At 51.4% G+C, this 25,137-nt stretch carries 27 protein-coding genes; 9 read left to right on the top strand and 18 right to left on the bottom strand.

The window, feature by feature from the left end:
• Window positions 1–252: a YfhL family 4Fe-4S dicluster ferredoxin gene (locus tag E1H14_RS09455; RefSeq protein ID WP_149391216.1), complete on the top strand. Its 252-nt coding sequence runs from the start codon at window positions 1–3 to the stop codon at window positions 250–252.
• Window positions 253–344: 92 nt separating this feature from the next.
• Here the strand turns inward: E1H14_RS09455 and E1H14_RS09460 are convergent, their stop codons facing one another.
• From E1H14_RS09460 to radC, 13 genes are all read right to left on the bottom strand, one after another.
• Window positions 345–854: a DUF501 domain-containing protein gene (locus E1H14_RS09460; protein ID WP_149391217.1), complete on the bottom strand. Its 510-nt coding sequence runs from the start codon at window positions 852–854 to the stop codon at window positions 345–347.
• A gap of 58 nt (window positions 855–912) precedes the next feature.
• On the bottom strand, window positions 913–2,985 hold the full coding sequence (gene recG / locus E1H14_RS09465) for an ATP-dependent DNA helicase RecG (RefSeq protein WP_235017433.1): 2,073 nt from the start codon (window positions 2,983–2,985) through the stop codon (window positions 913–915).
• A 1-nt stretch (window position 2,986) separates the two neighbouring features.
• Entirely contained in the window at window positions 2,987–3,901 is a 915-nt protein-coding gene (locus E1H14_RS09470; RefSeq protein WP_149391219.1) for a hydrogen peroxide-inducible genes activator, read from the bottom strand.
• A gap of 121 nt (window positions 3,902–4,022) precedes the next feature.
• The gene (gene ppk1, locus E1H14_RS09475; protein WP_149391220.1) at window positions 4,023–6,236 is read right to left on the bottom strand and encodes a polyphosphate kinase 1; all 2,214 of its coding nucleotides are present in this window, start codon (window positions 6,234–6,236) and stop codon (window positions 4,023–4,025) included.
• A gap of 10 nt (window positions 6,237–6,246) precedes the next feature.
• A complete protein-coding gene (hemB, locus tag E1H14_RS09480; RefSeq protein WP_149391221.1) occupies window positions 6,247–7,257 on the bottom strand; it encodes a porphobilinogen synthase in 1,011 nt (336 codons plus the stop codon).
• A gap of 356 nt (window positions 7,258–7,613) precedes the next feature.
• On the bottom strand, window positions 7,614–8,651 hold the full coding sequence (locus E1H14_RS09485; protein WP_149391222.1) for an MJ1255/VC2487 family glycosyltransferase: 1,038 nt from the start codon (window positions 8,649–8,651) through the stop codon (window positions 7,614–7,616).
• The gene (locus tag E1H14_RS09490; protein WP_149391223.1) at window positions 8,651–9,181 is read right to left on the bottom strand and encodes a phosphatase PAP2 family protein; all 531 of its coding nucleotides are present in this window, start codon (window positions 9,179–9,181) and stop codon (window positions 8,651–8,653) included. The genes E1H14_RS09485 and E1H14_RS09490 overlap by 1 nt, the downstream gene beginning before the upstream one ends.
• Before the next feature lie 98 nt (window positions 9,182–9,279).
• Window positions 9,280–10,227, bottom strand: a complete 948-nt coding sequence (locus E1H14_RS09495) for an alpha/beta hydrolase (RefSeq protein ID WP_149391224.1) — start codon at window positions 10,225–10,227, stop codon at window positions 9,280–9,282.
• 17 nt (window positions 10,228–10,244) lie between these two features.
• On the bottom strand, window positions 10,245–11,057 hold the full coding sequence (gene mutM / locus E1H14_RS09500) for a bifunctional DNA-formamidopyrimidine glycosylase/DNA-(apurinic or apyrimidinic site) lyase (protein WP_149391225.1): 813 nt from the start codon (window positions 11,055–11,057) through the stop codon (window positions 10,245–10,247).
• Window positions 11,058–11,063: 6 nt separating this feature from the next.
• Window positions 11,064–11,933 carry a DMT family transporter gene (locus E1H14_RS09505; protein ID WP_149391226.1) on the bottom strand — a complete coding sequence of 290 codons (870 nt, stop codon included), beginning with the start codon at window positions 11,931–11,933 and terminating at the stop codon, window positions 11,064–11,066.
• Between the two features lie 111 nt (window positions 11,934–12,044).
• Window positions 12,045–12,215, bottom strand: coding sequence for a 50S ribosomal protein L33 (gene rpmG, locus E1H14_RS09510; RefSeq protein WP_036511775.1), 171 nt, complete (start codon window positions 12,213–12,215; stop codon window positions 12,045–12,047).
• 11 nt (window positions 12,216–12,226) lie between these two features.
• Window positions 12,227–12,463: a 50S ribosomal protein L28 gene (gene rpmB / locus E1H14_RS09515; protein WP_149391227.1), complete on the bottom strand. Its 237-nt coding sequence runs from the start codon at window positions 12,461–12,463 to the stop codon at window positions 12,227–12,229.
• Window positions 12,464–12,665: 202 nt separating this feature from the next.
• Window positions 12,666–13,340: a RadC family protein gene (gene radC / locus E1H14_RS09520; RefSeq protein ID WP_149391228.1), complete on the bottom strand. Its 675-nt coding sequence runs from the start codon at window positions 13,338–13,340 to the stop codon at window positions 12,666–12,668.
• Window positions 13,341–13,446: 106 nt separating this feature from the next.
• Here radC and coaBC point away from each other — a divergent pair, with 106 nt between their 5' ends.
• From coaBC to slmA, 5 genes are read left to right on the top strand one after another with little or no spacing between them, the layout of a single operon-like run.
• The gene (coaBC, locus tag E1H14_RS09525; RefSeq protein ID WP_149391229.1) at window positions 13,447–14,673 is read left to right on the top strand and encodes a bifunctional phosphopantothenoylcysteine decarboxylase/phosphopantothenate--cysteine ligase CoaBC; all 1,227 of its coding nucleotides are present in this window, start codon (window positions 13,447–13,449) and stop codon (window positions 14,671–14,673) included.
• Between the two features lie 7 nt (window positions 14,674–14,680).
• Window positions 14,681–15,136 (top strand): dUTP diphosphatase, encoded by a 456-nt coding sequence (gene dut, locus E1H14_RS09530; RefSeq protein ID WP_149391230.1) that lies wholly within the window; start codon window positions 14,681–14,683, stop codon window positions 15,134–15,136.
• A 24-nt stretch (window positions 15,137–15,160) separates the two neighbouring features.
• Complete coding sequence (locus tag E1H14_RS09535) at window positions 15,161–16,555, top strand: phosphomannomutase/phosphoglucomutase (RefSeq protein ID WP_149391231.1); 1,395 nt, start codon at window positions 15,161–15,163, stop codon at window positions 16,553–16,555.
• Window positions 16,556–16,576: 21 nt separating this feature from the next.
• Window positions 16,577–17,479, top strand: a complete 903-nt coding sequence (gene argB, locus E1H14_RS09540; RefSeq protein WP_149391232.1) for an acetylglutamate kinase — start codon at window positions 16,577–16,579, stop codon at window positions 17,477–17,479.
• Between the two features lie 2 nt (window positions 17,480–17,481).
• Window positions 17,482–18,090 carry a nucleoid occlusion factor SlmA gene (gene slmA / locus E1H14_RS09545; protein WP_149391233.1) on the top strand — a complete coding sequence of 203 codons (609 nt, stop codon included), beginning with the start codon at window positions 17,482–17,484 and terminating at the stop codon, window positions 18,088–18,090.
• Here slmA and E1H14_RS09550 read toward each other — a convergent pair.
• From E1H14_RS09550 to gpmI, 4 genes are read right to left on the bottom strand one after another with little or no spacing between them, the layout of a single operon-like run.
• Window positions 18,052–18,903, bottom strand: a complete 852-nt coding sequence (locus E1H14_RS09550) for a divergent polysaccharide deacetylase family protein (RefSeq protein ID WP_149391234.1) — start codon at window positions 18,901–18,903, stop codon at window positions 18,052–18,054. The two genes, slmA and E1H14_RS09550, sit on opposite strands and share 39 nt — an antisense overlap.
• 3 nt (window positions 18,904–18,906) lie before the next feature.
• Entirely contained in the window at window positions 18,907–20,178 is a 1,272-nt protein-coding gene (locus E1H14_RS09555) for a S41 family peptidase (protein WP_149391235.1), read from the bottom strand.
• 21 nt (window positions 20,179–20,199) lie between these two features.
• Window positions 20,200–21,333: a murein hydrolase activator EnvC family protein gene (locus E1H14_RS09560; protein WP_160142056.1), complete on the bottom strand. Its 1,134-nt coding sequence runs from the start codon at window positions 21,331–21,333 to the stop codon at window positions 20,200–20,202.
• A gap of 12 nt (window positions 21,334–21,345) precedes the next feature.
• Entirely contained in the window at window positions 21,346–22,890 is a 1,545-nt protein-coding gene (gpmI, locus tag E1H14_RS09565; RefSeq protein WP_149391237.1) for a 2,3-bisphosphoglycerate-independent phosphoglycerate mutase, read from the bottom strand.
• 163 nt (window positions 22,891–23,053) lie between these two features.
• Between gpmI and E1H14_RS09570 the strand changes: the two genes are divergently transcribed.
• Genes E1H14_RS09570 through secB form a run of 3 tightly spaced genes read left to right on the top strand, consistent with a single transcriptional unit; the run spans window position 23,054 to window position 24,216 of the window.
• On the top strand, window positions 23,054–23,470 hold the full coding sequence (locus E1H14_RS09570) for a rhodanese-like domain-containing protein (RefSeq protein WP_149391238.1): 417 nt from the start codon (window positions 23,054–23,056) through the stop codon (window positions 23,468–23,470).
• Between the two features lie 5 nt (window positions 23,471–23,475).
• Window positions 23,476–23,730 (top strand): glutaredoxin 3, encoded by a 255-nt coding sequence (grxC, locus tag E1H14_RS09575; protein ID WP_149391239.1) that lies wholly within the window; start codon window positions 23,476–23,478, stop codon window positions 23,728–23,730.
• Window positions 23,731–23,751: 21 nt separating this feature from the next.
• Window positions 23,752–24,216 carry a protein-export chaperone SecB gene (gene secB / locus E1H14_RS09580; protein WP_149391240.1) on the top strand — a complete coding sequence of 155 codons (465 nt, stop codon included), beginning with the start codon at window positions 23,752–23,754 and terminating at the stop codon, window positions 24,214–24,216.
• Window positions 24,217–24,313: 97 nt separating this feature from the next.
• On the opposite strand, the gene E1H14_RS09585 is transcribed toward secB, so the two are convergent.
• Window positions 24,314–25,030, bottom strand: coding sequence for a tRNA-uridine aminocarboxypropyltransferase (locus E1H14_RS09585; protein ID WP_149391241.1), 717 nt, complete (start codon window positions 25,028–25,030; stop codon window positions 24,314–24,316).
• Between the last annotated feature and the right edge of the window lie 107 nt (window positions 25,031–25,137).

The raw sequence follows: 25,137 nt of genomic DNA on the forward strand, positions 1-25,137 counted from the left end.
ATGGCCTTGATGATCACCGATGAATGCATCAACTGTGATGTATGTGAGCCTGAATGTCCGAATGAGGCCATCTCTCCAGGCGAAGAAATTTATGAAATCGATCCCGGCAAATGCACCGAGTGTGTCGGTCACTATGACACGCCCCAGTGCGTAGAAGTTTGTCCTGTGGATTGTATCCCGAAAGATCCTGAACATGTCGAAACTGAAGAGCAGCTTCTGATCAAATATAAGCTGCTGACCGGTCAAGACTGATCAAGAAAATCTGTACAGCCGTTGACCTCGGCTACAGAGAAAAAATAGGCCGCATCGCGGCCTATTTTTATGCACAACGCTGCGTGTAGCGTTTAAATCTGTATCGCCAGTTCATGCAGAGCGAACTCAGCATCCAAACGCTGACCGATCAGATTTTCCGCGACCAGATGATGCGCATATTGCATATGCAGGCAACGCACCTTATCCCATTGCGCAATGCCACCAATTCCCAGTGTATTAAAGCGTTCAGTAAAGCCTTGAGCCTCGATCACGGCACGATCTTCGGCAGTCATTAACTGCCAGCGCAGATCCACGTAGGCTTGTTGTTGAGCATGAAAGCGCGCACGTAACTGCGCATCCTGCTGCAGCTCCTCTTCCATCGATTTAATCCAGCCACTGGCCTCAATGCGCGCCAAGGCTTTATCCAGATCCTGGCTACACAGCCAAAATAGCGTGGGAAAGGGTTTACCTTCCATCAAAGAGCGCATCTGCAAAACAACAGGAACCCCATCAGGTGTTGCATAGGCGATCGCGGCCAAACCACGCGGTGGACGACCGAGTTGACGTTCGATAAGGGCAAGCTGCTCAGGGGTAGGCTGCATCCGGTACTCCAAAGTCGGTTCCAAAAAGGTTTCCGAGTGGGTTCACTCAAGAAGGCGATTATACCTGAGCGTAGGCTTCGCTGCTGCCCATCCAGCGTCGAATCAATGCCTCGGCTTCCTGTGGCGTTTGCGCCAGCATCTGCTCGGCCAAAACGTGCAACGTCGGTATCCAATGCGCATCACGGGTGAGATCTGCAATACGAAACTGCATCATTCCGGTCTGACGTGTCCCTAAAACCTCACCGGGACCACGCAGCTCCAAATCCTTTTCCGCGATGCGAAAACCATCTTGGGTTTCGCGCATCACCGCCAAGCGCTCACGCCCCGCTTGCGATAGAGGGGCGTGGTACATCAACACACAATGACTCGCCGCTGTGCCACGCCCGACACGTCCACGTAACTGATGTAACTGGGCTAACCCCAAACGCTCCGGATTCTCTATAATCATCAGACTGGCGTTCGGCACATCCACACCCACCTCAATCACCGTCGTCGCCACCAATAAGGCTAACTCGCCCGCTTTAAATGCTCGCATCACTTCGGCTTTGTCTGCTGCTTTCATCCGGCCATGCACGAGACCTATCGTCAGTTCAGGTAAACGCTCAGCTAGCTGAGCCGCAGTAACCTCTGCCGCCTGACACTGCAGCGCTTCCGATTCTTCAATTAGGGTACACACCCAATAGGCTTGACGCCCTTGCTGGCACGCCTCACGAACACGCTCAATCACCTCATCGCGCCGTGTGTCGGCCAGCACTAAGGTCTGGATAGGCGTGCGTCCGGGCGGCAGCTCATCGATGATCGACACATCTAGATCCGCATAAGCACTCATAGTTAAGGTGCGCGGAATCGGTGTCGCGGTCATAATGAGCTGATGTGGCATGCGCCCCTCGGCACAGCCTTTTTCGCGTAAACTTAAGCGTTGATGCACCCCAAAACGATGCTGCTCATCAATTACCAAGAGCGCTAAAGAAGCAAACGCCACCCCCTCTTGAAACAGGGCATGTGTACCCAACACGACCTGAGCCTCACCGCTGGCAATGGCCTGTAATTGCTGGTGGCGAGCCTTCCCCTTGAGTTTGCCGACCAGCCAAGCGACCTGGATACCCAGCGGCTCCAACCAGGCCGAGAAGTTACGATAATGCTGTTCTGCAAGAATTTCCGTAGGTGCCATCACGACCGCTTGCTGCCCAGCTTCCACCGCCTGCAACACTGCTAAGGCGGCCACCAAAGTTTTGCCAGAACCGACATCACCCTGGACCAAGCGCAACATGGGGACCTGTGCGGTTAAATCCTGGGCAATCTCTTCCCCTACCCGCTGCTGAGCAGCCGTCAGAGGAAAAGGTAAACGGGCTAAGAACTGTTTCTGTAAGGTTTGGGATCGGGGCAAAGACAAGGCACCCGGCGCTCTTAATACCGCACGTACTCGCTGTAAGGAAAGGTGGTGTGCCAGCAGCTCTTCTAAGACCAAACGTTGTTGCGCTGGATGCTGGCCACTCAGTAGTGCTTGCTGGTCCACGTTTGGAGGGGGTTGATGCAGAAATCTCAAGGCTTCGATCAAACCCGGCATGCCCTGACGTTGCAACCAGGCACTGGGCAGGAGATCCGGTAAAGCTTCTGGCGTGAGATAAAGCAAAGATTGCTCCAGCAAACGTCGGATACGTGTTTGCGGCAATCCTTCGGTTAAAGGATAGATGGGCGTTAATGCCGCACGTTCTACCGGCAGCCCGAGATGGGGAATCACACGATATTCCGGATGAATCATCTCTAACCCCGCCGGGCCAGGACGCACCTCACCAAAGCACTCTAGACACACGCCCGGTGTTAAAGACTTCATTTGACCGGCGTTGAAATGGAAGAATCTCAGGGTCAATGAGCCGGTTCCATCCTGAACTCGACATAAAAAGCTCGGACGCCGCCCCTGAGCACGATCAGCTAACACCACCTGCACCTGTACCAGCGCTTCATCACCCGGCTGCAGTCCGGCTAAAGGCAAAAGCCGGGTACGATCCTGATAACGCAGAGGCAGATGCATCCAGAGATCTTCAATACTCTGTAAGCCTAAGCGTTGTAACTTAAGCTCTAGCGCCGTACCGACCCCTTTAAGTAGTTGCAGTGATAGCCTGCCGGCCACATCAGGACTCCAAGAGACCAGGCTTGGATTGGCAGGACAGGATGGCTTGGATCAGCACTTCGATCGCCTGAGGTCGTGGAAAGCTGGCACGCCAAGCGACGGCTACCGTGCGCATTGGACGAGGGGCTTTAAAAGGTCGTACCTCAACCAAGTGGCTGGAGGGATGATTCTTAATCGCCGACTCAGGTAACACACTGCAACCCAGTCCAGACGCCACCATCATCCGAATGGTCTCTAAGGAGCTGCCCTCGGTGACGGTATGCTGATTATGGAAAGATTGATTCAGGGTTGGGCAGGCCTCTAACACCTGATCACGGAAACAGTGCCCCTCGCCCAAAAGCAACATGCGCAGATCCCCAATCACACTTGGATCCACCTGCTTTTCACGGCTCAGAGGATGGCCTTTAGGCAAGACCATTTCAAAAGGTTCATCATACACGGCTCGGGTTAACACATCCGGCTCTTGGAAAGGTAAAGCTATGACGATCGCATCCAATTCACCGTTACGAATTTTACCCCGTAAGGTTTCTGTCATATTTTCTTCGATATAGAGCGGCATCTGAGGTGCGAGTTTTTGCACTTCGGGAATCAGTGACGGAAACAGATAAGGACCAATGGTGAAGATCGCGCCCACACGCAAGGGGCTGGCCAACTGATCCTTGCCCTCTTTTGCTAACTCACGGATCGCTTCAGCTTGTTCGAGCACCGTCTGTGCTTGACGGACGACCTTTTCACCGACGGGAGTCACTCGCACAGCACTTTTACTACGCTCAAACAACGCAACCCCTAGCTCATCTTCAAGCTTTTTCACGGCAATCGACAAGGTCGGTTGTGAGACGAAGCAACGCTCAGCCGCGTGACCAAAGTGTTGCTCTTGCGCCAGGGTGACGATGTAGCGAAGCTCGGTCAGTGTCATGTAAATCCTCGGTTTAAATTCAGCGCCTTGCGTCTAATATAAACCAGCTGACCCTTGGCAGCTAGGGTGGATGCACTCTGAGAGTGCATCCCTAGCCTTGACCGACTCAGTCTTAAGTGGTTTAGAGGGTCGCGAACTCTTCCATCAGAGCATGCTGAGCACTGAAGCGCTCCTCCCCCTCCTGGGGTTGTAACAGGGTATAACTTCCATCTGAATGCAGTGCCCAAGCCTGGCAATTATCACGTAAATAATAGTCCAGTTCATTTTTGATACGCTCCGCATTTTTGCCGGTCAGCTGGAATCCCGTTTCAACACGATTGAGCATATTCCGCTCCATCCAGTCGGCACTGCTGCAATACACCAAAGGCTCACCATCATTGGCAAAGTAGTAAACGCGGGTATGCTCAAGGAAGCGTCCAATAATCGAGCGCACGCGAATGGTTTCCGAGATCTCCGGTAAGCCTGGGCGTAGACGACACATACCACGAATGATCAAATCAATCTCCACACCGGCTTGTGATGCTTCGTAGAGAGCTCGAATCAACCGCGGCTCAGTCAAGCCATTCACCTTAATGGCGATATAGCCCTTACGCCCAGCCTGGACATGGCGAATCTCATTCTGAATCAGCTCCAACATGCGCGCATGTAGGGTGAAAGGCGCATTATAGAGTTTCTTCAGTTTCTGAATCTTGCCCATACCGGTGAGCTGCTGGAATACCTTATGCACATCTTCGCCGACATCCTGATCACAGGTCATGTAACTGTAATCGGTATATAAACGTGCGGTCCCTGAGTGATAGTTACCCGTACCGAGATGACAATAACGTACCAGGTTGTTGCCTTCACGACGGATAATCAACATCATCTTGGCATGGGTTTTATACCCTACCACGCCATACACTACGAGGCAGCCGGCTTCTTGCAAACGACTGGCGAGTTGCAAGTTACTCTCTTCATCAAAGCGTGCACGCAGCTCTATTACAACCGTGACCTCTTTGCCGTTACGTGCCGCTTCGACCAAGGAGTTGACGATGTCGGACTTCACCCCAGTACGATACAGCGTCTGTTTGATCGCAATCACGTCGGGGTCTTTGGCCGCCTGACGCAACAGATCGATCACAGGTGTAAAGGATTGGAAAGGGTGCAAAAGCAACTGATCGTTTTTGCGCAGGATGCTGAAAATATCTTTATCCGTTTTAAGCTTTCCAGGTAGACCCGGAGTAAAAGGCTTCCAGCGTAGATTAGGACGCTCGACTAGATCACGAACGGCCATCAACCGGTTCAGGTTGACGGGGCCATTCACACGGTAAACCTGGCTGTCATTGAGATTAAACTCTTCCATCAAAAAGGCGATCAACTCCTCCGGCGTGCGCTGATCCACTTCAAGACGCACCGCATCGCCATATTTACGTGAATGCAGTTCACCGCGTAACGTACGTGCCAAGTCTTCGATCTCTTCGAAATCAAAACTTAGATCGGCGTTGCGTGTGATACGGAACTGATAACAGCCCTTCACCTTCATGCCGGGGAAGAGTTCATCGGCAAATTCATGGATGATAGAAGAGAGGAAGATCAGATTATCCCCTCCCTCACAGAGTTCATCCGGTAAGCGAATGAGGCGTGGCAAGGAGCGTGGCGCTGGGATAATCGCCAATCCGGTTTCCCGACCAAACGCATCCTTCCCTTCAAGCTGCACAATAAAGTTCAGGCTTTTGTTGATCAAACGTGGGAAAGGGTGAGAGGGGTCTAAGCCGATCGGGCTGATGACAGGCACAATTTTCTCTTCAAAGAAATCTTTGACCCAAGCGCGCTGTTCAGGCGTCCACAAACCACGGCGTACAAAACGTATGCCCTGTACTTCTAAGGCAGGAAACATAATCTCATTGAGGATCTTATATTGACGATCAACATTGATCTCACAGATCTCACGTATCTTCTCTAAAACCTTTTGTGGATGCATCGCATCCGGCCCCACATCTTCACGTCCATATTTCAGCTGACGCAACTGCTCGGCCACACGAATTTCAAAGAACTCATCTAGGTTACTGGAGAAGATGAGCAGGAACATCAGGCGTTCCAATAATGGATGCCCCTCATCCAATGCCTGTTCGAGAACGCGGACATTAAACTGGAGATGGCTCAGCTCGCGGTTGATGTAGAGTTCAGAGGCCTTGAGATCAACCGGAACCTTCTCAATCGGCTCGATGGTCGGAAGAATTTCGCGGCTTTCCAGCAAAGCCGCTGCCGCCGCCTCCGCCGCCGCCGCTTCAGCACTTAAGGTTTCCGTGTCCGGATCCGTTTGATGGGCCACGGCATGCAACACCTCTTCACTCATGCAACTCTCCTCAAGCATTCAGTTCCTGTGCGGCACGCACAGCAAAATAGGTCAAAACTCCATCCGCACCGGCGCGCTTAAACGCCAGCAGAGATTCCAGCATTACACTGCGCTCATCCAACCAGCCTTGCTGAAAGGCCGCCATGTGCATCGCATATTCACCACTAACCTGATACACAAAGGTCGGGGCTTTTAACTCATCCTTCACACGACGCACGATATCCAGATAAGGCATCCCTGGCTTCACCATCACCATATCAGCGCCCTCTGCTAAATCCAACGCCACCTCATGCAAAGCTTCATCGCTGTTGGCAGGGTCCATTTGATAGCTGTATTTGTTGCCTTTGCCCAGATTCGCCGCCGAACCCACGGCATCGCGAAAAGGCCCATAATAGGCACTGGCGTATTTAGCCGAATAGGCCATGATACGAGTATTCACGAAGCCACTCTCTTCTAAAGCTGCTCGAATGTACCCGATACGGCCATCCATCATATCGCTAGGTGCCACCACATCTGCACCCGCCTCGGCATGGGACACAGCTTGAGCCACAAGAGTTTCAATCGTGCGGTCATTTAAGACATAACCCGTTTCATCGATAATACCGTCCTGCCCATGCGTGGTGAACGGATCAAGCGCCACATCTGTGATCACACCCAACTGTGGGCAAGCATCTTTAATCGCCTTAACCGCCCTTTGGGCCAAACCATCCGGATTGCTCGCCTCTTCCGCCCACTCAGATTTAGCACTGGCAGGGGTTACAGGAAACAGCGCCAGCGCAGGAATCCCCAAACTCACCAGTTCTTTAGCCTTGGCCACCATCAAATCAATACTGAGACGCTCAACCCCTGGCATAGAGTGAATGGTTTCACGTGCATTCTGGCCCTCAATGACAAACGCTGGATAAATCAGATCGTCCGGTGTCAGTCGATTCTCTCGCATCAAACGCCGCGAGAAATCATCGGCTCGCATACGACGCATACGGGTTTCTGGGTAGTAACGCTGACTGTTATTAAAGGCCACTTTGAACTCCTTGGTGACTGCGCGTATTGGACGCTATTCTGATGACAAAAGTATGACAAAGCTTCTGGCAGAACTCGACTCGCTTTTTGCTTTTCCTTAATTTAGGAAAAACTCCTATAGGCATGCCTGAAAATATCGGGATAATAACGCTTATGGATCTCCTGTTCACGGAACGAATCAGAAGGATGGCCAGACAGCAGATTAAGGATGCGGGAAGCAGAGCTTAGGCTTGGATTTGCACGGAAAGGGATACCAATGAAGGCGAAGATACGGATTATCTTCGCCTTTTTTATTGCCTTTTGAAAGGCGTTTGGATGCTTTTAGAGGTTTGAGTGGCGACTCTAGCCCATCCTTTATTACACCTGCACAGGCAGATGCGTAGCTTGCCATAACCTTTGCGCCAAAGATTCTGCAGACTCTTGAGCCCCCGCCTTCAACCAAGCCACCACCTCGTCTGCCACCCTTGGGTAAACCGCCGCTGGCCAATTCTCTGTGCGTAACCAAGCGCGCAGGCTGTCTAAATCAAACTGATGTAAAATCTGTGCACGCCCCATTTTTTCTAAAACCGCTGCATTAGACTCCTGCTCTATCTGGCCGGATAAGGGGCGTGTGAGTAGCTTCTTACCTAACAAAATCGCTTCACTGCACAATCCAAAGCCTGTATTACAGATCACGCCCTGACAGCGCGCCAGATCCTGCGGAAAGGTTTCACGACACAAGGAGCGAACCTCTACATTCTCAACGGCATCTATAGGACTTTGTGACGTGTAGACTCGAAACCTCTGCTCCGGACACTGTGCTAACCAGGTACACACCTCGGTTAACGCCTCAAAAGGCAAATAGACCAGAATAAAATTCTGTGCGGTATAGGGTTGTGTTGGTAAGGCCGGAATCATCGGTGGCAAGACACCACACTCAAAACTTTGCCAATGAATTCCTAAAAGAATATTAGCAGGCGCAAAGTTTCGAATCGCAGGTGCCAGCCAAAAGGCTTTTTCTGTTCCGGGGATAGGATGCACTAGAGCGTACTGATGCGCCAAACCAATGCAGGGCACTTTTTGTCTTCGCGCAGCCCAAGCCGAAATGGGTTCGAAATCAGTGAGCACATAATCGTAGGTCGAGAGATCAAGCGCACGCACATCACGCCAAAACTCGATCAAATCGAGTGTCTTCAAAGTTTGCCAGGGCTGAATCTTGCCTGCACATGATTGCAGCGTAAAACCTTTACGTGTCTGGTACTCGGCAAAAGGCTGCATATCAAAATAAGCCTCTTCCGCTCGACCACTAAAAAGATAATCTACTTCGATTCCCGCCGCAGCTAAGGCGGGCTGCATCACTCGGGCACGGGTGATGTGTCCATTACCTGTCGCCTGGACACCGTATAAAATCCGCATCAAATCAATCCCTGACCCCAAAGTGCCAGAAGCGCCATCAGGCTTCCTAGGAGTGCTCCGGCCAGAATATCACTGGGATAATGCACCCCCAACAACACCCGAGAACAACCCACTGCCCATGCAAAACCGAGCGCCAGCCAGGTCCAATCTGGATAAACCACAGAGATGAGAGTGGCAAACACAAAAGCCGCCGCCGCATGACCGGACGGGAAGCTGAAACGATCTGAAGGGCGAATCAATGCCTGGAAGTCTTGATGTCGATCACAAGGGCGATCACGTTGAATGGTATTTTTCAGCAATAGATATGCAGGCAGTTCCAAGGCATAGGCCAGGAGACCTGTCTGCAAAAATAGCCAACCTAAGGCTTCTTCATGTAACGCCAGCAGAACACCTAAGATCGCATATAAAAAACCATCCCCTGCGCGCGAGCAAAAACGACTCGTCAGCCCGATTAAAGGCCGATGGCGGTAGCCCGAAATCCAAAAAAAAATCCGAGTGTCCGCTGCTGTTAAGCGTTCTAATCTAGTCATCTCATTACCTGCCGCTCATCCTTTTCTGCATTTTTCGGCAGCGGGATGACAGCCAGATGACTAGACAGTGAAGCCTTTATGACACGTATGACACGCGCTTAAGCGCTGGCAAGGGAGGTGTCGGCCTGGGGGAGGGTTTGATGAAACCAATCTGCAACCGCTTGGATCAATAGCGGTGGATTATCCCAAGGGATCATATGCCCCTCTCCCGGCAAAACACGCAGCTGGAAGGGATGAGTCATCCCCGCAATCACTCGCTCGGTATACTCCAGCCCCAGCACCTCATCGCGATCGCCTTGCAGGATACACGCCTGGAAAGGATAGGCCTGCTGCAACGCACCACAACGATGGGTAAACAGGCTCGATAAGGTGCCAAGCGGGTAATCAAACACGACTCGCGGATCTTTATTGATCTCTTCACTGGCTGGGTGCCCAGCCAACAAACGGTCATAATCGATAAACGTGCGCATCGGTAGGCTTAAACCCGGAAAAAACAGCGCACTACTCCAAGTCCAAGCCCAACCAAAGCTGTGTAAAACATCCGGCGGCATCTCGGTGACCAATAGAGTGCCACAGAGCAAGGATTGAATGCGCGGCTCCTGCTCAGCCAAAGCCAAGGCCAATAAACCGCCGATTGAGTAACCGTAAATGCCGACCGGGCCGGTGAAACGCTGCTGCAGGCAATCTAACACCTGGCGTAGGTCATCCACTACCTGATCAACACGATACTCACCGCGCGCACCACCGGAGTAACCATGGCCTCGCACATCAATACCCACCAGAGTAAACCCCTGACGGGCGATTCCAGCCAAAACTTCCGCATAAAGTTCGGAATAGGTGCCAATGCCCGGCAAAAAAAGGATGACCGGCGCACTCGGGTCTTGGCTGTACACTTCACAATGGATGCCATGAGGCCCTAAACAGAGGACTTCACGTTCCGCTAGAAAAGGCAGCAACCCCAGTTTCTCTCTTAAGCGCTGGCGCTGCTTGGGATCTTCTCGGAGCGAATCCGCACTCCCTCCTGGATAAAAACACTGGCTATTCATCTGACCTCAATTTATTTTCAACGCTGACATTGCGGACAAAACACACTGCTGCGCTGACCGATACGTACACTTTTTAACAGGGTTTGGCACTGCTTACAGGCTTCACCTTCGCGGCCATACACATAAAGTTCTTGCTGAAAATAGCCCGGTTTACCATCCCCTCCGACAAAATCACGCAAGGTCGTACCACCACGGTGAATGGCATAGGCCAGAATTCTCTGAATTTCAGCATGCAGCCGATGTAATCTCTCTGCTGAAATGCGCCCTGCCGCTCGGCGTGGATCGATTCCTGCCGCAAACAAGGCTTCACTAGCATAGATATTCCCCACGCCCACTACATGATGGCTATCCATAATAACCGCCTTAATCGCCGCTTGGCGCTGCTTGCAGACCTGGATCATGTGCTCGGGCGTGAATTCAGCACTCAAAGGCTCTGGACCGAGCTTAGCCAGTAGCGGGTGTACCTCACTCCGTGGCTGCCAAAGCAGGGCACCAAAACGGCGTGGATCGGTGTAACGCAAACGCAGCCCTGAACTAAAAACTAGATCAAAATGGTCATGCTTTGCCACCGCTTGTGCGTTATTTAAGACCCGCAGAGAACCTGACATGCCCAAATGAATCAACAGATCACCCTGCTCCAAACCGAGTAGAATATATTTACCACGGCGCTTCACCTGCTGAATCACCGCACCTTCCAGCCTTTGTGGTAACTCAGGATCGATCGGCCAACGTAAACGCCAATGTCGCACCTCAAGCGCCGCAATCGGATGCTGCAGAATATGTGGTTCAATACCGCGACAGGTGGTTTCAACTTCAGGTAGTTCAGGCATAGCTTCTTATACTCGACTGACAGGCTGACGTAATGCCATATAGACTCCACTCACAGCTAAGAGGATACCTAGCCAAGCCCAGGCCTCTAAGCCCTGATCAAACAGCCACCAGCCCTCCAGAACAGTAAGCGGTGGCACCAGATAAAAATAAGTCGCTACTTTCGCGACAGCACCCTGACGAATCATCCACATTAACAGCAAAATTGCGGTGACCGATAATCCCAGTACTAACCAGAGTAAGGCTAGGATCAGTTGCGGATGCCAAGTGATCTCTCCCTGCTCAAAGCTTCGTGCCAGAATCAACATCACCACCGCTGTAGATAAATACTGATAAAAAGATCCGGTTAAGAGATCTCCCCCCTGACCAAAGCGCTTCTGATAAAGGGTGCCCAACGAGATGCTGAGCAGCGCCAGGATAGCCGCCAACACGGCCCAAGGCTCAAGCACAAAACCCTGCCCCTCTAAACCACTCAGCAAAACCAAACTGACGCCGAGCAAACCGACACATAAACCCAGCCACTGGCGCCGAGCCAGCTGCTGACCCAAGCAACTCCAGGCTAAAAGCGCCGTTAACAAAGGCTGTAAGCCGACAATCAAAGCGGTCACCCCGGCTGGGAGCTGCCATTTGATGGCAGCAAATACGCCACCGAGATAACCGGCATGTACCAGCAAACCCACCACCATCTGATGAGCGGCCTGTGTGGCACCGGGCCAAGGGGCATGCCAGAGTTTAATTAATACAAGAAAGACCACTAGAGTCAGCAGCATACGCAAGAACAGCAGATGAAAGGGCTCTATCCAAGGCAAGGCGTAGGCCGCCCCTATAAAACCGGTACTCCAGAGTAGGACAAAGAGCAAAGGTATCCAGCGCAACATTTTAGCCTTCCTTCTCGGGGTTGATCTCCATCGATCCCCAAGTTTTAGCTTGCCTTAGAAATGCAAAAGCCCGGCACTTAAGTCCGGGCTTTCAGCAACAACCAAGTAAAATTACTTGATCTTAGCTTCTTTGTAGATCACATGCTTACGAACAACCGGATCGTACTTTTTGAATTCGAACTTGTCCGGAGTATTACGCTTGTTCTTGTCAGTTGTGTAAAAGTGGCCGGTACCTGCAGAGGAAACCAGTCGAATCTTTTCACGTGCGCCTTTAGCTGCCATCGTCTAGCTCCTTATACCTTTTCACCACGGGCACGCAATTCAGCCAAAACTGAATCGATACCTTTTTTATCAATAATACGCATACCTTTTGAAGATACACGCAGACGAACGAAACGGTTCTCGCTCTCTACCCAGAAACGGTGCCAATGCAGGTTAGGGAGAAAACGACGACGAGTTTTACGGTTAGAGTGGGAAACGTTATTCCCGGTAATCGGACCTTTGCCCGTTACCATGCAAATGCGTGACATGACGAATTACCTGAATTCTTTCGGTTAATGTGACTCTATCCGATGTTTATTGAGAGCTAAAACAGCCACTCTCTCAGGCGGAGCGTCCAGTGAAACGGACAAAATACCGTACCATTAAGGGATAGAAGGGCGCAGATTATACCCCCTTCTCTGCCAAATACCAGTTTTTTGATGATTTTTTCACCAATACGACGGTCTGGAGTTAAATCCAGCCCCGCTCAGCAAACGAAACGACTTCGTCATCACCGACAACCATATGATCCAGCACTCGGATATCCACCAAACCCAGAGCTTGCTGTAAACGCTCGGTGATCTGACGATCTGCTTGTGAAGGCTCAGCAATCCCAGAAGGATGGTTATGACTGAGTATGACCGCCGCTGCATTCACACTTAAGGCCAACTTCACCACCTCTCGTGGATAGACACTCGCCGCATTAATGGTGCCGTAAAATAACGCTTGATAACGAATCACACGATGATGATTGTCGAGGAATAAACAGGCAAAGACTTCACGGGCTTCATGGCGTAACTGGGCTGATAAATAGCGCCGAACCTCCCGAGGGCTTTCCAGCACCGAGCTGCGTTTGAGATGGGCTTCAAAATGGCGTTTGGACATCTCCAACACCGCCTGCAGCTGCACATACTTCGCAGGCCCGAGGCCGGGTGCCTGACAAAAGCTCTCCAGATCACTTTCAAATAATGCACGCAGGCTTTGAAAGCGCTGCAAAAGATCACGTGCAAGATCGACTGCACTTTTACCGGGTAAGCCGGTGCGCAGAAAAATGGCTAAAAGTTCAGCATCCGATAAACTCTCAACCCCTTGATGTAGCAGCTTCTCACGTGGTCGTTCGGCCTCTGGCCAATCTCGAATCGCCATGGCTACCTCCTTGTAGTCCTGGACAAATGCTGTCCTCTACGCAAAAGGGCAGCAAAATGCTATCTTATCGCCTCATTTGCACAGATGGAACAGGCGGAAAAAGCTGATGAAAACTCTCAATCAACGCCGGATTTTATTGGGCATCAGTGGTGGAATTGCGGCCTATAAAAGTGCCGAACTCACGCGCTTATTGATCAAAGCCGGTGCCGAGGTTCGTGTGGTGATGACCGACGCGGCCTGTGAGTTTATTCGCCCACTGACCCTGCAAGCGCTTTCTGGCCACCCTGTTCATCAACATCTACTCGATCCGGAAGCGGAAGCGGGCATGGGGCATATTGAGTTAGCACGCTGGGCCGAATTGATTTTGATTGCCCCGGCCAGCGCCAATCTGATTGCCCGCCTCTGTCATGGTTTTGCAGATGACCTTTTAACCACACTTTGCCTGGCCAGCCGTGCGCCGGTCCTACTCGCTCCAGCGATGAATCAAGCCATGTGGCGACATCCACAAACACAAACCAATGTTGCGCAGCTACAGCAACGGGGTGTGCAGATTTTAGGGCCGGACTCGGGCGAGCAAGCCTGTGGTGATCTAGGCCCGGGGCGCATGTTAGAACCCGAGGCCCTCGTGGCTGCGATCCGCCCCCCTGAACAGAACTGCGCAACCGCAAGCTCCTTACGCGGTCGTAAAGTGATGATCACCGCCGGCCCCACCCGCGAAGCATTGGATCCGGTACGTTATATCTCTAACCACAGCTCAGGCAAAATGGGTTATGCCCTCGCGCAAGCGGCTCTTGAAGCCGGTGCTGAAGTGCATCTAGTCAGCGGCCCCGTCCATCTGCAAACGCCTGCGGGCGTGGTCTATCACCCAGTGGAAAGTGCCGAAGAGATGCTGGCGGCCTGTTTAGCGCAACTCAAGGCCTGTGATCTATTTATTGGTGCGGCCGCCGTGGCCGACTATCGGCCGGTGGCTGTGGCCGAACAGAAGCTCAAGAAAGGGGCTGAAGAGCTGATGGAGCTGCGTCTGACCAAAAATCCCGACATCATTGCCCAGGTGGCCGCCCAAACACCCAAGCCCTTTACCGTAGGTTTTGCCGCTGAGACACAAAATCTGCTGGCTTATGCGCGCAGCAAACTGGCACGTAAAGGTTTGGATATGATCATTGCCAATGATGTCTCCGCACCCGGCATAGGATTCAACAGTGATGAGAATGCCGTGACCCTCATCACCGCCGACAGCGAAACCCACTTTGCCACCCAATCCAAATCGATACTGGCAAAAACACTGATTGAATATATTGCGGCACAACTACCATCGCCCTCCATTAAGAGCTAACGTCAGCATGATCAATTTACAAATCAAATGTCTCGATCCACGCCTTGGCCAGGAATTTCCCCTGCCGAGCTATGCAACCCCCGGCTCAGCGGGTCTGGATCTGCGTGCGTGTTTAGATCGCTCCATCACCCTTGAACCTGGAGCCACTCAACTCATTCCAACCGGTTTAGCCATTCATATTGAAGATCCTAATCTCTGTGCCATGATACTGCCGCGCTCTGGCCTCGGGCATAAGCACGGTGTTGTCCTGGGTAACCTGGTGGGCTTAATCGATTCAGACTACCAGGGCGAATTGATGGTGTCCTGCTGGAATCGTGGCCAAACCGCCTTTGAAATTCAGCCCGGTGAACGCATTGCACAGATGGTCTTAGTGCCGGTTGTGCAGGCTGAGTTCGAGATCGTCGCAGAGTTTAGCGACAGTGAGCGCGGCAGTGGCGGCTTTGGCTCTTCCGGTCGACACTAATTATCAACACAGGACATTCAAGCCATGGATTACCCTTTAACCTCCTTTGATCCAGAAGTGTTCCGTGCTTATGACATACGCGGCATCGTTGGTACGGCACTGACCGATGCTCTGGTCTGGCATCTCGGGCGTGCCTTTGCCACAGAAGCTCAAGCGGCCGGTATCCAAGAGGTGGTGGTCGCGGCCGATGGCCGTTTATCGGGGCCGGAGTTAAAGACCCTGTTGATTGACGGCTTACGTCAAGGCGGCTGTGACGTGGTGGATATCGGCTATCAACCGACCCCGGTACTTTACTTTGCAGCGCATCAACGTGCCGATAAAACCGGCATTATGATCACGGGCAGCCACAATCCTGCAGACTATAACGGTTTCAAAATGATGCTGAATGGCCACACTCTATCTGGAGACGACATTCAAGCTCTCAAACACCGCATCCAGTCACAGACCTACTCTCAGGGTACGGGGCAGTTAAGCACATGGGATGTTGAACCTCTTTATCTGCAGCGGATTCTGGATGACGTCAAACTGCAGCGCCCGTTGAAGCTTGTCGTGGATTGCGGCAATGGCATTCCGGGCAAGCTAGCCCCCGGGCTCTTGGCGCGCCTCGGTTGTGAAGTCATTCCACTCTTCTGTGAAGTAGATGGCCGCTTCCCCAACCACCACCCCGATCCCGGTAAATTACAAAATCTGCAGGATGCAATTGCGGCGGTGAAAACGCATCAAGCCGATCTGGGCTTAGCCTTTGATGGTGATGGGGATCGTGTGGGCGTGATCACCTCAAGCGGCCATGTGATCTATCCTGACCGTCTCATGATGCTCTTTGCGGAGGATGTTTTATCCCGCAATCCCGGTGCTGAAATTCTGTTTGATGTGAAATGCTCACGCTTACTGCCCCAAGTGATTCGAGCAGCCGGTGGCCAGGCCACCATGTGGAAAACAGGCCATTCACTGATTAAACAGCAGATGAAAAAGAGCGGTGCGTTGCTAGCGGGAGAGATGAGTGGTCATATCTTCTTCAGCGAGCGCTGGTTGGGTTTTGATGACGGTTTATACAGCGCCGTGCGCCTACTGGAAATTGTTGCGGCGGGACAAGAATCGTTGGATCAGATCTTTCAAAATTATCCTGAGGATCTCAGCACACCGGAGATCAATATTCAGGTGACGGACGAAAACAAATTCCGCTTTGTGGCCGAAATGCAGAAGCTGGACTATCCGAATGGACAGGTCAGCCTGATTGACGGTGTGCGCGTAGACTATGCCGATGGCTGGGGCTTAGTGCGAGCCTCGAATACCACCCCCGTCTTGGTTTTACGTTTTGAAGCCGAAAATGCCGAAGCGCTGACACGTATTCGTCAGGAGTTTCAGGCTAAACTCTACCAAATTGATGCCAGCCTGAGCATTCCTCAGGATTTACACTAACGTTTGCAAGGATCTCTTCTTATGCCTTTATCCCGTGAGCAAGCGATATCGACTTCTCGAGTTCTGAGTGAAGCGATGCCTTATATCCAACGCTTTGTTGGTAAAACTATCGTCATCAAATACGGTGGCAATGCCATGACCGATGAGAAGCTGAAAGCCAGCTTCGCTCGTGACATCGTGATGATGAAACTCATCGGCATCAACCCCATTGTTGTGCACGGTGGCGGGCCACAGATTGGCCAGCTACTGGAACAACTCAAAATCGAATCGCATTTCGTGAACGGCATGCGTGTCACCGACTCCAAAACCATGGACGTTGTGGAAATGGTCCTCGGCGGGATGGTGAACAAAGAGATCGTGGGCTTGATCAACAGCGCTGGTGGCAAAGCGATCGGCTTGACCGGTAAAGACGGTGAGCTTCTGCGTGCCCGTAAATTGAAAGTCAAACATAAAACTCCCGAAATGGAAGCGCCGGAGATTATTGATATCGGCCATGTCGGTGAGGTGGAAACCGTTAACGTAAATGTTTTGGATATGTTGGTGAATTCCGACTTTATTCCTGTCATTGCACCTATCGGGGTGGGCAATGATGGCCATGCCTACAACATTAATGCTGACTTGGTGGCGGGCAAGGTCGCAGAAGTACTGCGTGCAGAAAAACTGATTTTGCTGACCAACATCGCAGGCTTAATGGATAAAGAAGGCAAGGTACTCACCGGATTATCTACCGCTCAGGTGGATGCTTTGATTGCCGATGGCACCATTTATGGAGGCATGTTGCCGAAAATTGACTGCGCCCTGAGCGCGGTGAAATCCGGCGTGAATACGGCACATATCATTGATGGCCGTGTTGAGCATGCCTGTATGTTGGAAATCTTCACGAATGAAGGGGTCGGTACGCTGATCACCAATAAGAACCTGTGAGTATGAGCCCTACGCAGGATAAGCTGTCACGGCGCGAGCACATTCTTCAGGCGCTGGCCCAGATGCTGGAAACGCATCCGGGCCAACGCATCACAACTGCCGCTCTCGCTAAAGAGGTGGGAGTGTCTGAGGCCGCGCTTTATCGTCACTTTCCCAGTAAAGCACGGATGTTCGAAGGACTGATTGGCTTCATTGAAGAAACGCTTTTTTCGCGGATTCAGCGCATTACGCACTCGGAGATCAGCGGTATTCGTCAATGCGAGCAGCTTTTAACGCTCCTGTTGGCATTTATCGACAAGAACCCAGGCATGGCGCGCATTTTAACTGGCGATGCTCTCGCCGGCGAAACTGATCGTTTGCGTATACAAGTAAATCAACTGTTTGAGCGCTTGGAAACCGAGTTACGGCAAATTCTACGCAACACTGAACTCAAGGAAGGTATTCGTAGCCAGATCCCAGCCGGTGCTTGTGCGAATCTGATGCTGGCCACAGCAGAGGGACGGATACTTCAGTTTGTGCGCAGTGAATTCAAACGCCGACCCACCGAGCATTGGCCAGAGCAGTGGGCGCGCCTAGCGGAAGGCCTCTTTCGACCGCGCCTCACTGAGTAAAGTAGATCGATCATCCTCTAATGTCTGCGCTTGCCAATACGCCTGCAAGCGCAGACGATCAGCCTCCTGCATCAAAAACGCAGAAGCCGCGACCAGCTGTATACCCTGCTCATCTAAAGTGGGTAGCGCCTGCTGCAAATAATCGAGGGTGACCGGATAGGGATGCCCAATCACGATCGCATGACCGCGCCGCTGCGCTAATTCGACTGCGCGCTTAAACTGCTGATCAACAAAGGCCTCGGTGATTTCATGGTCCAGGAAAATATCGCGTACTAAAAAAGGGATCCCTTGCTGCTGAGCCGCACGTGCCGCTTGGCTCTGAGCACTGGTGCGACTGTCGATAAAAAACAGATCACGCTGTGCCGCCACTTGCATCACCCAGCTCATCGGCTCGGCCAGCTGAGTCAACAAACTACCCATATGATTATTTAAACCCAGAACACCCGGTAGGCTATCCAGATTCGCCTTTAGGGCCTGTTGTAGTTCCGCTTGTGATTGATGCGGATACAATCCCCCCGGCCCGATCGGCAGATCGCTGATGTTGGCCATAGGGGCATGCAGTATCACATCCTTATTAACGGCTTGAGCAGCCTGGGATAGGGTTTGAGCATGAGGCGTCCAAGGCAAAATCGCACAGGTGATCGGTCCTGGAAGATCGACCACCCGTTGCCCTGCTGGCAGGCTTTGCCCGACATCATCAATGATGATGACTAACCGCGGTGGTAGGTCTAATTCAGCTTGGGCGGGCAAGGCCTGAACATTCAGGCTCACCGTGCACAGAATTAAAAAAACGAGGAGGGTGCCACGTAACACATGTCACCCCTGATTTGGCGTTAAGATACTCAAGGCTTTGAGCAAATTCAGTGCCTCATAAAGTTGATAATCCTTTTGCGCTAGGGAATCTTCTTTCTCTGAGGATTGACCGCGTGTTTGACCATCAAGATGACCCGACAAATCGCGCTCACGCAGGCTGCGTGGTTGCTCAATACTGGTTAAACGCGCGTCCTCGACCAGAATATCCGGCTTGATACCCTCCGCCTGGATCGAGCGCCCTTGTGGGGTGAAATAACGAGCCGTTGTCACTTTTAAGGCTCGATCACTGCCTACCGGCAGGATAGTTTGTACCGAGCCTTTTCCAAAACTATCCGTTCCCATCACGACCGCACGCCGATGATCTTGCAAAGCACCGGCAACAATTTCAGATGCTGAAGCGGAACCTGCGTTGATCAGGACCACCATCGGCAGATCGGCATTAAGCGTCTCGCGACTGGCGCTAAAGCGTAGCTCGGAATTCGGTAAACGGCCCTCGGTGTAAACAATCAAACCTTCTTTTAGGAAGGCATCACTCACCTCCACTGCGGCTTGTAACACTCCACCAGGATTATTACGCAGATCTAAGATCACACCCTTGAGCGGACCACGTTTTTCTAGCTCATCCCAACCCTTACGTAACTGTTCAAACGTATTGTTCTGGAATTGGCTAATACGAATCATCGCATACCCCGTTTCCAGTAATCTCTGACGCACACTGGTGACATTAATCACCGCACGTGTAAGGGTCAGATCAAAGGGTTTTTCCACCCCTTCACGAACAATCGTCAGCTGAATCTGGCTGCCCACTTTTCCACGCATCTTCTCCACAGCGGCGTTCAGACTCAATCCTTGGACGGACTCTTGATCAATTTTTGTGATCAAATCACCCGCCTGAACCCCAGCTCTGTGGGCCGGTGTATCATCAATCGGCGCAATCACTCGAATAAATCCATCTTGCTGCCCGACCTCTATCCCCAAGCCGCCAAATTGGCCACTGGTATTCACCTGCATGGCTTCAAAAGCTTTGGGATCAAGATAAGCGGAGTGTGGATCTAAACCCGATACCATGCCTCGAATCGCATCCTCAAGCAGCTTCTGATCTGTCACCGGTTCAACATAGGAGGCTTTTATGCGATCAAACACCTCGGCAAAAAGACGTAGTTCTTCTATTGGCAGCTGCTGCGGTGCCTCTGTCTGAGACAGGGATACGCCACTCCAGCTCAGGCTCAGGCCAACTCCCAGAAGCATGACTAGGCGCTTGGTTTTGATCTTCATAACGCTAGAATCCTTATATGTCTAAGGGTTAGACAACCACTGGGCGGGATTGACGGGTTTACCATTGTGGCGAACAGCAAAATAGAGACCGGTTTCCTCATGTCCACCGCTGTTACCCACTCGCGCTATCGTTTGCCCAGCCGTGACCCAATCTCCCGGTTGACCGGATAAGCTTTGATTATGGCCATAAAGGCTCATATAACCACTACCATGATCCAGAATTAACACTAAACCATAACCGCGCAACCAGTCAGAAAACACCACACGGCCAGCATGCACGGCCTGCACCTGTGTACCGGCACTCGCTCCAATCAGCATGCCATCAAAAGCGACACCACTACGTTGCTGTCCAAATCGGTGCAGAACAGCCCCCTTCACCGGCCAAGGCAGCTTGCCGCGTAATCCAGCAAAACTTTGATTATCGCGCGCTAAACGCGCAGCCTCTAAAGAACGCTGAATCTGTGCCATCACGCCTTCAAGCTGCTTTTGATCCTGCTGCAAGCGGCTCAAACGCTGCTGATCCTGCTGCTGACTTTGCCGCAGGGTTTGGATGGCGCTCTGTCGACGCGCACGTGCTTCGCTAAGGCGTTGTTGTTCAGTCGCCAGTGCGGTGCGCTTTTCACGAATGCTGCCCTCTGTACTGCCTATTTGTGTCCGGGTTGAGTTTAATTCCAGCAATTGTGCCTGATAAAGGCGCAGCTGCTGGCTCAATCCCTGACTGAACTCATCATAATAACGCAGCATACGATCGAGCTGCTCTGGATCTTCCTGTTTTAATAACAGCTGTAAGCGCGGCTGCCGACCTTGTCGATACTGCTCATGTAACAACTCGGCAATCAACGCCTGGCGTTGAGCCAGTGCCTGCTCCAACTCATCACGGCGCCCTTGTAGACCAGACAGGTTTTCATCCAAACCCAGCAGCTCTTGATCTAAACTACGAATCTGCTCAGTCACTCGACCTATGGCACGCTCCGCCTCGGCTAAGGCCGCCTCTTCCGTTTGCTGCTGACGGCCACGTTGCTGAATACTGGACTGCAGCGTTGTAATCTCTTTTTTCAGCTTGTCCAACTGCGCTTGAGTGGCTTTCGCATCGGCGGCCGCCCAAGCAGGCAGCCCCCAGACCACTAAGCACAATCCCCAAACTAAGCGCTTCATGAAGACCATATGTTATGCGAGATGTACGAGCGAACGACCGGTCATCTCTGCGGGCGTGTCTAGGCCCATCAAGCTCAGTAGAGTCGGCGCAAGATCACACAAAGCACCATCTTCAAGCTGCACGCTTGCGGCACGCGGTCCATCATAAATCAAGGCTACAGGCCAAAGAGTATGTGAGGTATGTGCCTGCCCAGTGCTGACATCAACCATCATCTCAACATTACCATGATCCGCTGTAATCAGCGTTTCACCCTGAACCTGAGCCATGGCTTCCAATACGCGACCTAGGCAAATATCGATCGCTTCAACCGCCTTAACTGCTGCATCAAATTTGCCGGTATGACCCACCATGTCACCATTCGCAAAGTTACAGACGATGAGATCATATTGACGACTCAAGATCGCCTCCACCAGTTTGTCGGTGACTTCAAAGGCGCTCATTTCCGGTTTTAGGTCATAGGTAGCGACTTGAGGTGAAGGCACAAGAATACGGTCTTCTCCGGGATAGACTGCCTCCTGCCCACCATTAAAGAAGAAGGTGACATGCGCATATTTTTCGGTTTCAGAGATGCGCAACTGAGTACGGCCTAAGGAGGAGAGGTACTCACCTAAATCATTATGCAAAGCTGTGGGTGGATAGGCGCAGCTGGCTGGAATATCGGCCGCATACTCCGTCATCATCACATAATCAGCAAGCGCTGGGCGCAACTTACGCTGAAAGCCAGTAAAACTATCCCCCTCAACGAAGGCACGCGTGATTTCACGTGCACGATCGGGGCGGAAATTCGCACAAATCACCACATCTTGATCCTGTATCACCCCTTTGGGATGACCGGCCATGTCGGTGATGACCGTGGCTTGAACAAACTCATCATTTTCACCCCGTGTATAGGCTTCCGCTAAGGCCTGCTGCGGGGATTGTGCGTAGTGTGATGCTTCACCTGAAGTCATCGCCAAATACGCCGCCTCAACACGATCCCAACGATTATCTCGATCCATCGCAAAATAACGTCCGGTCACTGTCGCAATGGCACCGACACCCAGTTCCTTTATGGCCGCTTCTGCCGCCGCGATAGAAGGCTCTGCAGAGCGTGGCGGCATATCACGACCATCAAGAATTGCATGCAAGTAGATCTTACGCAGACCTTTTTCGGCAGCCATACGCATCAAAGCAAACAGATGTTCTTCGTGCGAATGCACGCCACCGGGTGACAATAGACCTACAAGGTGCAAAGCAGAATTCGCGGCTAAGGCTTTATCCATCGCGGCCACTAGAACCGGATTGGTGAAGAAATCACCGTCCGTGATAGCTTTAGAGATCCGCGTGAAATTCTGATACACCACGCGCCCAGCACCAATATTCATATGGCCTACTTCGGAATTCCCCATCTGCCCCTCTGGCAGACCCACCGCCATCCCTGAAGTAGCGATCCGTGAGTTGGGGTTCTGTGCCAATAAACGATCCCAGACCGGTGTCTGCGCGGCATCAATCGCTGAAGAAGGTGTGGATTCAATACCGAATCCATCGAGAATAATCAGTGCTTTGGTGGCTTTCATAATTGACCGTCTGTACTCGAGGTTAATCTTAAGCCACATTTTACTGAGTCTGGACGCGTTTAGCTAACACCGGAAACCATGCAAACCCTTATCCCTTGAGCCAGTCCATTGTATACTTGCCGACAAATTTACCTTTATCAGTCTTTTTCGATCGGAATCCCTAATGGAACAGTTATTTGAATTCATCAGCAACCACCCTTATCTGGTGGCCGCTTGGTTTATTACCCTAGCCTTACTGCTCTGGACCGAGAAAAATAAAGCCGGTCGTTCTGTCAGTCCAGCTGAAGCAACACGCATGATCAATAAGGAATCGGCCTGCGTAGTAGATATTCGGAGCAAAAAAGAATGGGATACTGGTTACATCGCGGGTTCGAGAAATATTCCTTACGCCGATCTTGATAAGCGTTTAGTCGAACTCAATAGTTTCAAAGACAAACCCATTATCCTGGTTTGTAATCTCGGCCAAACGGCGGGAAGTGCCGGTAAAAAACTCAAAGCCGCCGGTTTTACCCAAGTGACCCGCTTAATGGGTGGCATCACTGAATGGAAAGCACAACACCTTCCAATTGTTAAGAAGTGAGTAGCATGGCACAGATCACCATTTACACGACCCCCACCTGCCCTTTTTGTCATCGTGCAAAGTATTTGCTCGATCAGAAAAAAGCCGCTTATACCGAAATTGATGTCAGCCAATCCAATGCGTTACGTGAAGAGATGATGCAGCGTAGTGGACGCCGTACCGTACCCCAAATCTTCATAGATGATTTCCATGTGGGCGGTTGTGATGATCTGATAGACCTCAATTTAGATGGTAAACTCGATCCTCTCTTAAAATCATAACGTCAGATCTAGGACCTAATCATGGCTGATAATCAAAATGCGCCGCAGTTTGCGCTACAACGTGTATTTTTAAAAGATGCTTCACTGGAAACACCTGCAGGTTCACAAGTCTTCACTTCACAGTGGAAACCCGATGTTAAACTGGATCTGAATACACGCACCACACCCCTGGATAACCATCACTATGAAGTGGTGCTGACCTTGACCGTAACGGTTAACAATGCTGAAACCACTGCTCTTTTAATCGAAATTCAGCAAGCCGGTATCTTCTTAGTGAATGGCTTAACAGAAGACCAAATGGGCCATACCCTGGGTGCTTTCTGCCCCAACCTGCTTTTCCCTTATGCACGTGAAACCATTGACAGCTTTATGACACGTGCCAGCTTCCCTCCACTGATGTTGGCTCCCGTGAATTTCGATCTCCTCTACGCTCAGCAATTACAGCGTAATGCTCAGGAGCAAGAAAGCAGCACTGAAACTCACTAAGTCTTGAGTGAATGGCCGTGTGAAAAAACCGACTTATGTCGGTTTTTTTTGTGCAGACCCAAAGGTAAAGGGCGCTTTAGCGCTCAACCTAAGCGGATTAGGATACATTATCCGGTAAAAAGCGACCTTTAGAAGCCGCATAACGTTGATTAAACAGTGCAAAATTATGAGCTAATGCCGCAGCGGCTGTTTCATCACCTAGCTGTTCTAGTACCGCCACGGCGATCTCGGCAGTACAGAGATGATGTTCTGGACCTGAACTCCGTAACTGATAATGACTGCCTCTTTCCACTTGAGGCTGGAAAACAGGAAGCTGCGCGAGATAAGGACTATGGCGAAACATACGTCGTGCCTGGCGCCAAGTACCATCCAAAATAATGAACAGTGGTGTATCACCCAGTGTTTCCAAATCTGTCACTTCTCGATGAACGTAATCAGATTCAATGGGGAAAACTAGGCAGGCATTGTGCTGACGCCTTTGTAAAAGCAACTCAAAACTTTCCGCCATCTGCAAACGCGCCCATTCTGAACAACCACTTTGCGGAAAGGTTTTTAAAATCAGTTGCCCGGTGTTACTCGGTTTATAAAACTCATCATGGTGCATCAACAACCAGAAATCAGCGATGCTCTGAACCTGTTTATAGTCCTGGCACGCACAAAAAGAGATCGCCAACTGACAAGCAGGACAGCGCTTGACCTTTGAGCCACGCGCTAAAAAAGGGCGGCGTGCAGGCATCATCTTGCTTTTGTCGATATTCGACACACTTTCCCCTTTAGCGTCGTTTCTAGACTTTTCAGAATAACCTTCAAGCATAAAAAAACCCCCACCACGAAGTGATGAGGGTTTCTCGTATTAGGTGCCTGGCGATGACCTACTCTCACATGGGGAGACCCCACACTACCATCGGCGATGACGCGTTT

The organism is Nitrincola tapanii (genome assembly GCF_008368715.1).
Taxonomy (GTDB): Bacteria; Pseudomonadota; Gammaproteobacteria; order Pseudomonadales; family Balneatricaceae; genus Nitrincola; species Nitrincola tapanii.

Excerpts from the sequence above, each read along its gene's own strand:
- E1H14_RS09455 (WP_149391216.1), top strand. The coding sequence starts at position 1 with ATGGCCTTGATGATCACCGATGAATGCATCAACTGTGATGTATGTGAG.
- E1H14_RS09460 (WP_149391217.1), bottom strand. The coding sequence starts at position 854 with ATGCAGCCTACCCCTGAGCAGCTTGCCCTTATCGAACGTCAACTCGGT.
- E1H14_RS09470 (WP_149391219.1), bottom strand. The coding sequence starts at position 3,901 with ATGACACTGACCGAGCTTCGCTACATCGTCACCCTGGCGCAAGAGCAA.
- ppk1 (WP_149391220.1), bottom strand. The coding sequence starts at position 6,236 with ATGAGTGAAGAGGTGTTGCATGCCGTGGCCCATCAAACGGATCCGGAC.
- E1H14_RS09485 (WP_149391222.1), bottom strand. The coding sequence starts at position 8,651 with ATGCGGATTTTATACGGTGTCCAGGCGACAGGTAATGGACACATCACC.
- E1H14_RS09490 (WP_149391223.1), bottom strand. The coding sequence starts at position 9,181 with ATGACTAGATTAGAACGCTTAACAGCAGCGGACACTCGGATTTTTTTT.
- E1H14_RS09495 (WP_149391224.1), bottom strand. The coding sequence starts at position 10,227 with ATGAATAGCCAGTGTTTTTATCCAGGAGGGAGTGCGGATTCGCTCCGA.
- mutM (WP_149391225.1), bottom strand. The coding sequence starts at position 11,057 with ATGCCTGAACTACCTGAAGTTGAAACCACCTGTCGCGGTATTGAACCA.
- E1H14_RS09505 (WP_149391226.1), bottom strand. The coding sequence starts at position 11,933 with ATGTTGCGCTGGATACCTTTGCTCTTTGTCCTACTCTGGAGTACCGGT.
- rpmG (WP_036511775.1), bottom strand. The coding sequence starts at position 12,215 with ATGGCAGCTAAAGGCGCACGTGAAAAGATTCGACTGGTTTCCTCTGCA.
- rpmB (WP_149391227.1), bottom strand. The coding sequence starts at position 12,463 with ATGTCACGCATTTGCATGGTAACGGGCAAAGGTCCGATTACCGGGAAT.
- radC (WP_149391228.1), bottom strand. The coding sequence starts at position 13,340 with ATGGCGATTCGAGATTGGCCAGAGGCCGAACGACCACGTGAGAAGCTG.
- coaBC (WP_149391229.1), top strand. The coding sequence starts at position 13,447 with ATGAAAACTCTCAATCAACGCCGGATTTTATTGGGCATCAGTGGTGGA.
- dut (WP_149391230.1), top strand. The coding sequence starts at position 14,681 with ATGATCAATTTACAAATCAAATGTCTCGATCCACGCCTTGGCCAGGAA.
- E1H14_RS09535 (WP_149391231.1), top strand. The coding sequence starts at position 15,161 with ATGGATTACCCTTTAACCTCCTTTGATCCAGAAGTGTTCCGTGCTTAT.
- argB (WP_149391232.1), top strand. The coding sequence starts at position 16,577 with ATGCCTTTATCCCGTGAGCAAGCGATATCGACTTCTCGAGTTCTGAGT.
- slmA (WP_149391233.1), top strand. The coding sequence starts at position 17,482 with ATGAGCCCTACGCAGGATAAGCTGTCACGGCGCGAGCACATTCTTCAG.
- E1H14_RS09555 (WP_149391235.1), bottom strand. The coding sequence starts at position 20,178 with ATGAAGATCAAAACCAAGCGCCTAGTCATGCTTCTGGGAGTTGGCCTG.
- E1H14_RS09560 (WP_160142056.1), bottom strand. The coding sequence starts at position 21,333 with ATGAAGCGCTTAGTTTGGGGATTGTGCTTAGTGGTCTGGGGGCTGCCT.
- gpmI (WP_149391237.1), bottom strand. The coding sequence starts at position 22,890 with ATGAAAGCCACCAAAGCACTGATTATTCTCGATGGATTCGGTATTGAA.
- E1H14_RS09570 (WP_149391238.1), top strand. The coding sequence starts at position 23,054 with ATGGAACAGTTATTTGAATTCATCAGCAACCACCCTTATCTGGTGGCC.
- grxC (WP_149391239.1), top strand. The coding sequence starts at position 23,476 with ATGGCACAGATCACCATTTACACGACCCCCACCTGCCCTTTTTGTCAT.
- secB (WP_149391240.1), top strand. The coding sequence starts at position 23,752 with ATGGCTGATAATCAAAATGCGCCGCAGTTTGCGCTACAACGTGTATTT.
- E1H14_RS09585 (WP_149391241.1), bottom strand. The coding sequence starts at position 25,030 with ATGCTTGAAGGTTATTCTGAAAAGTCTAGAAACGACGCTAAAGGGGAA.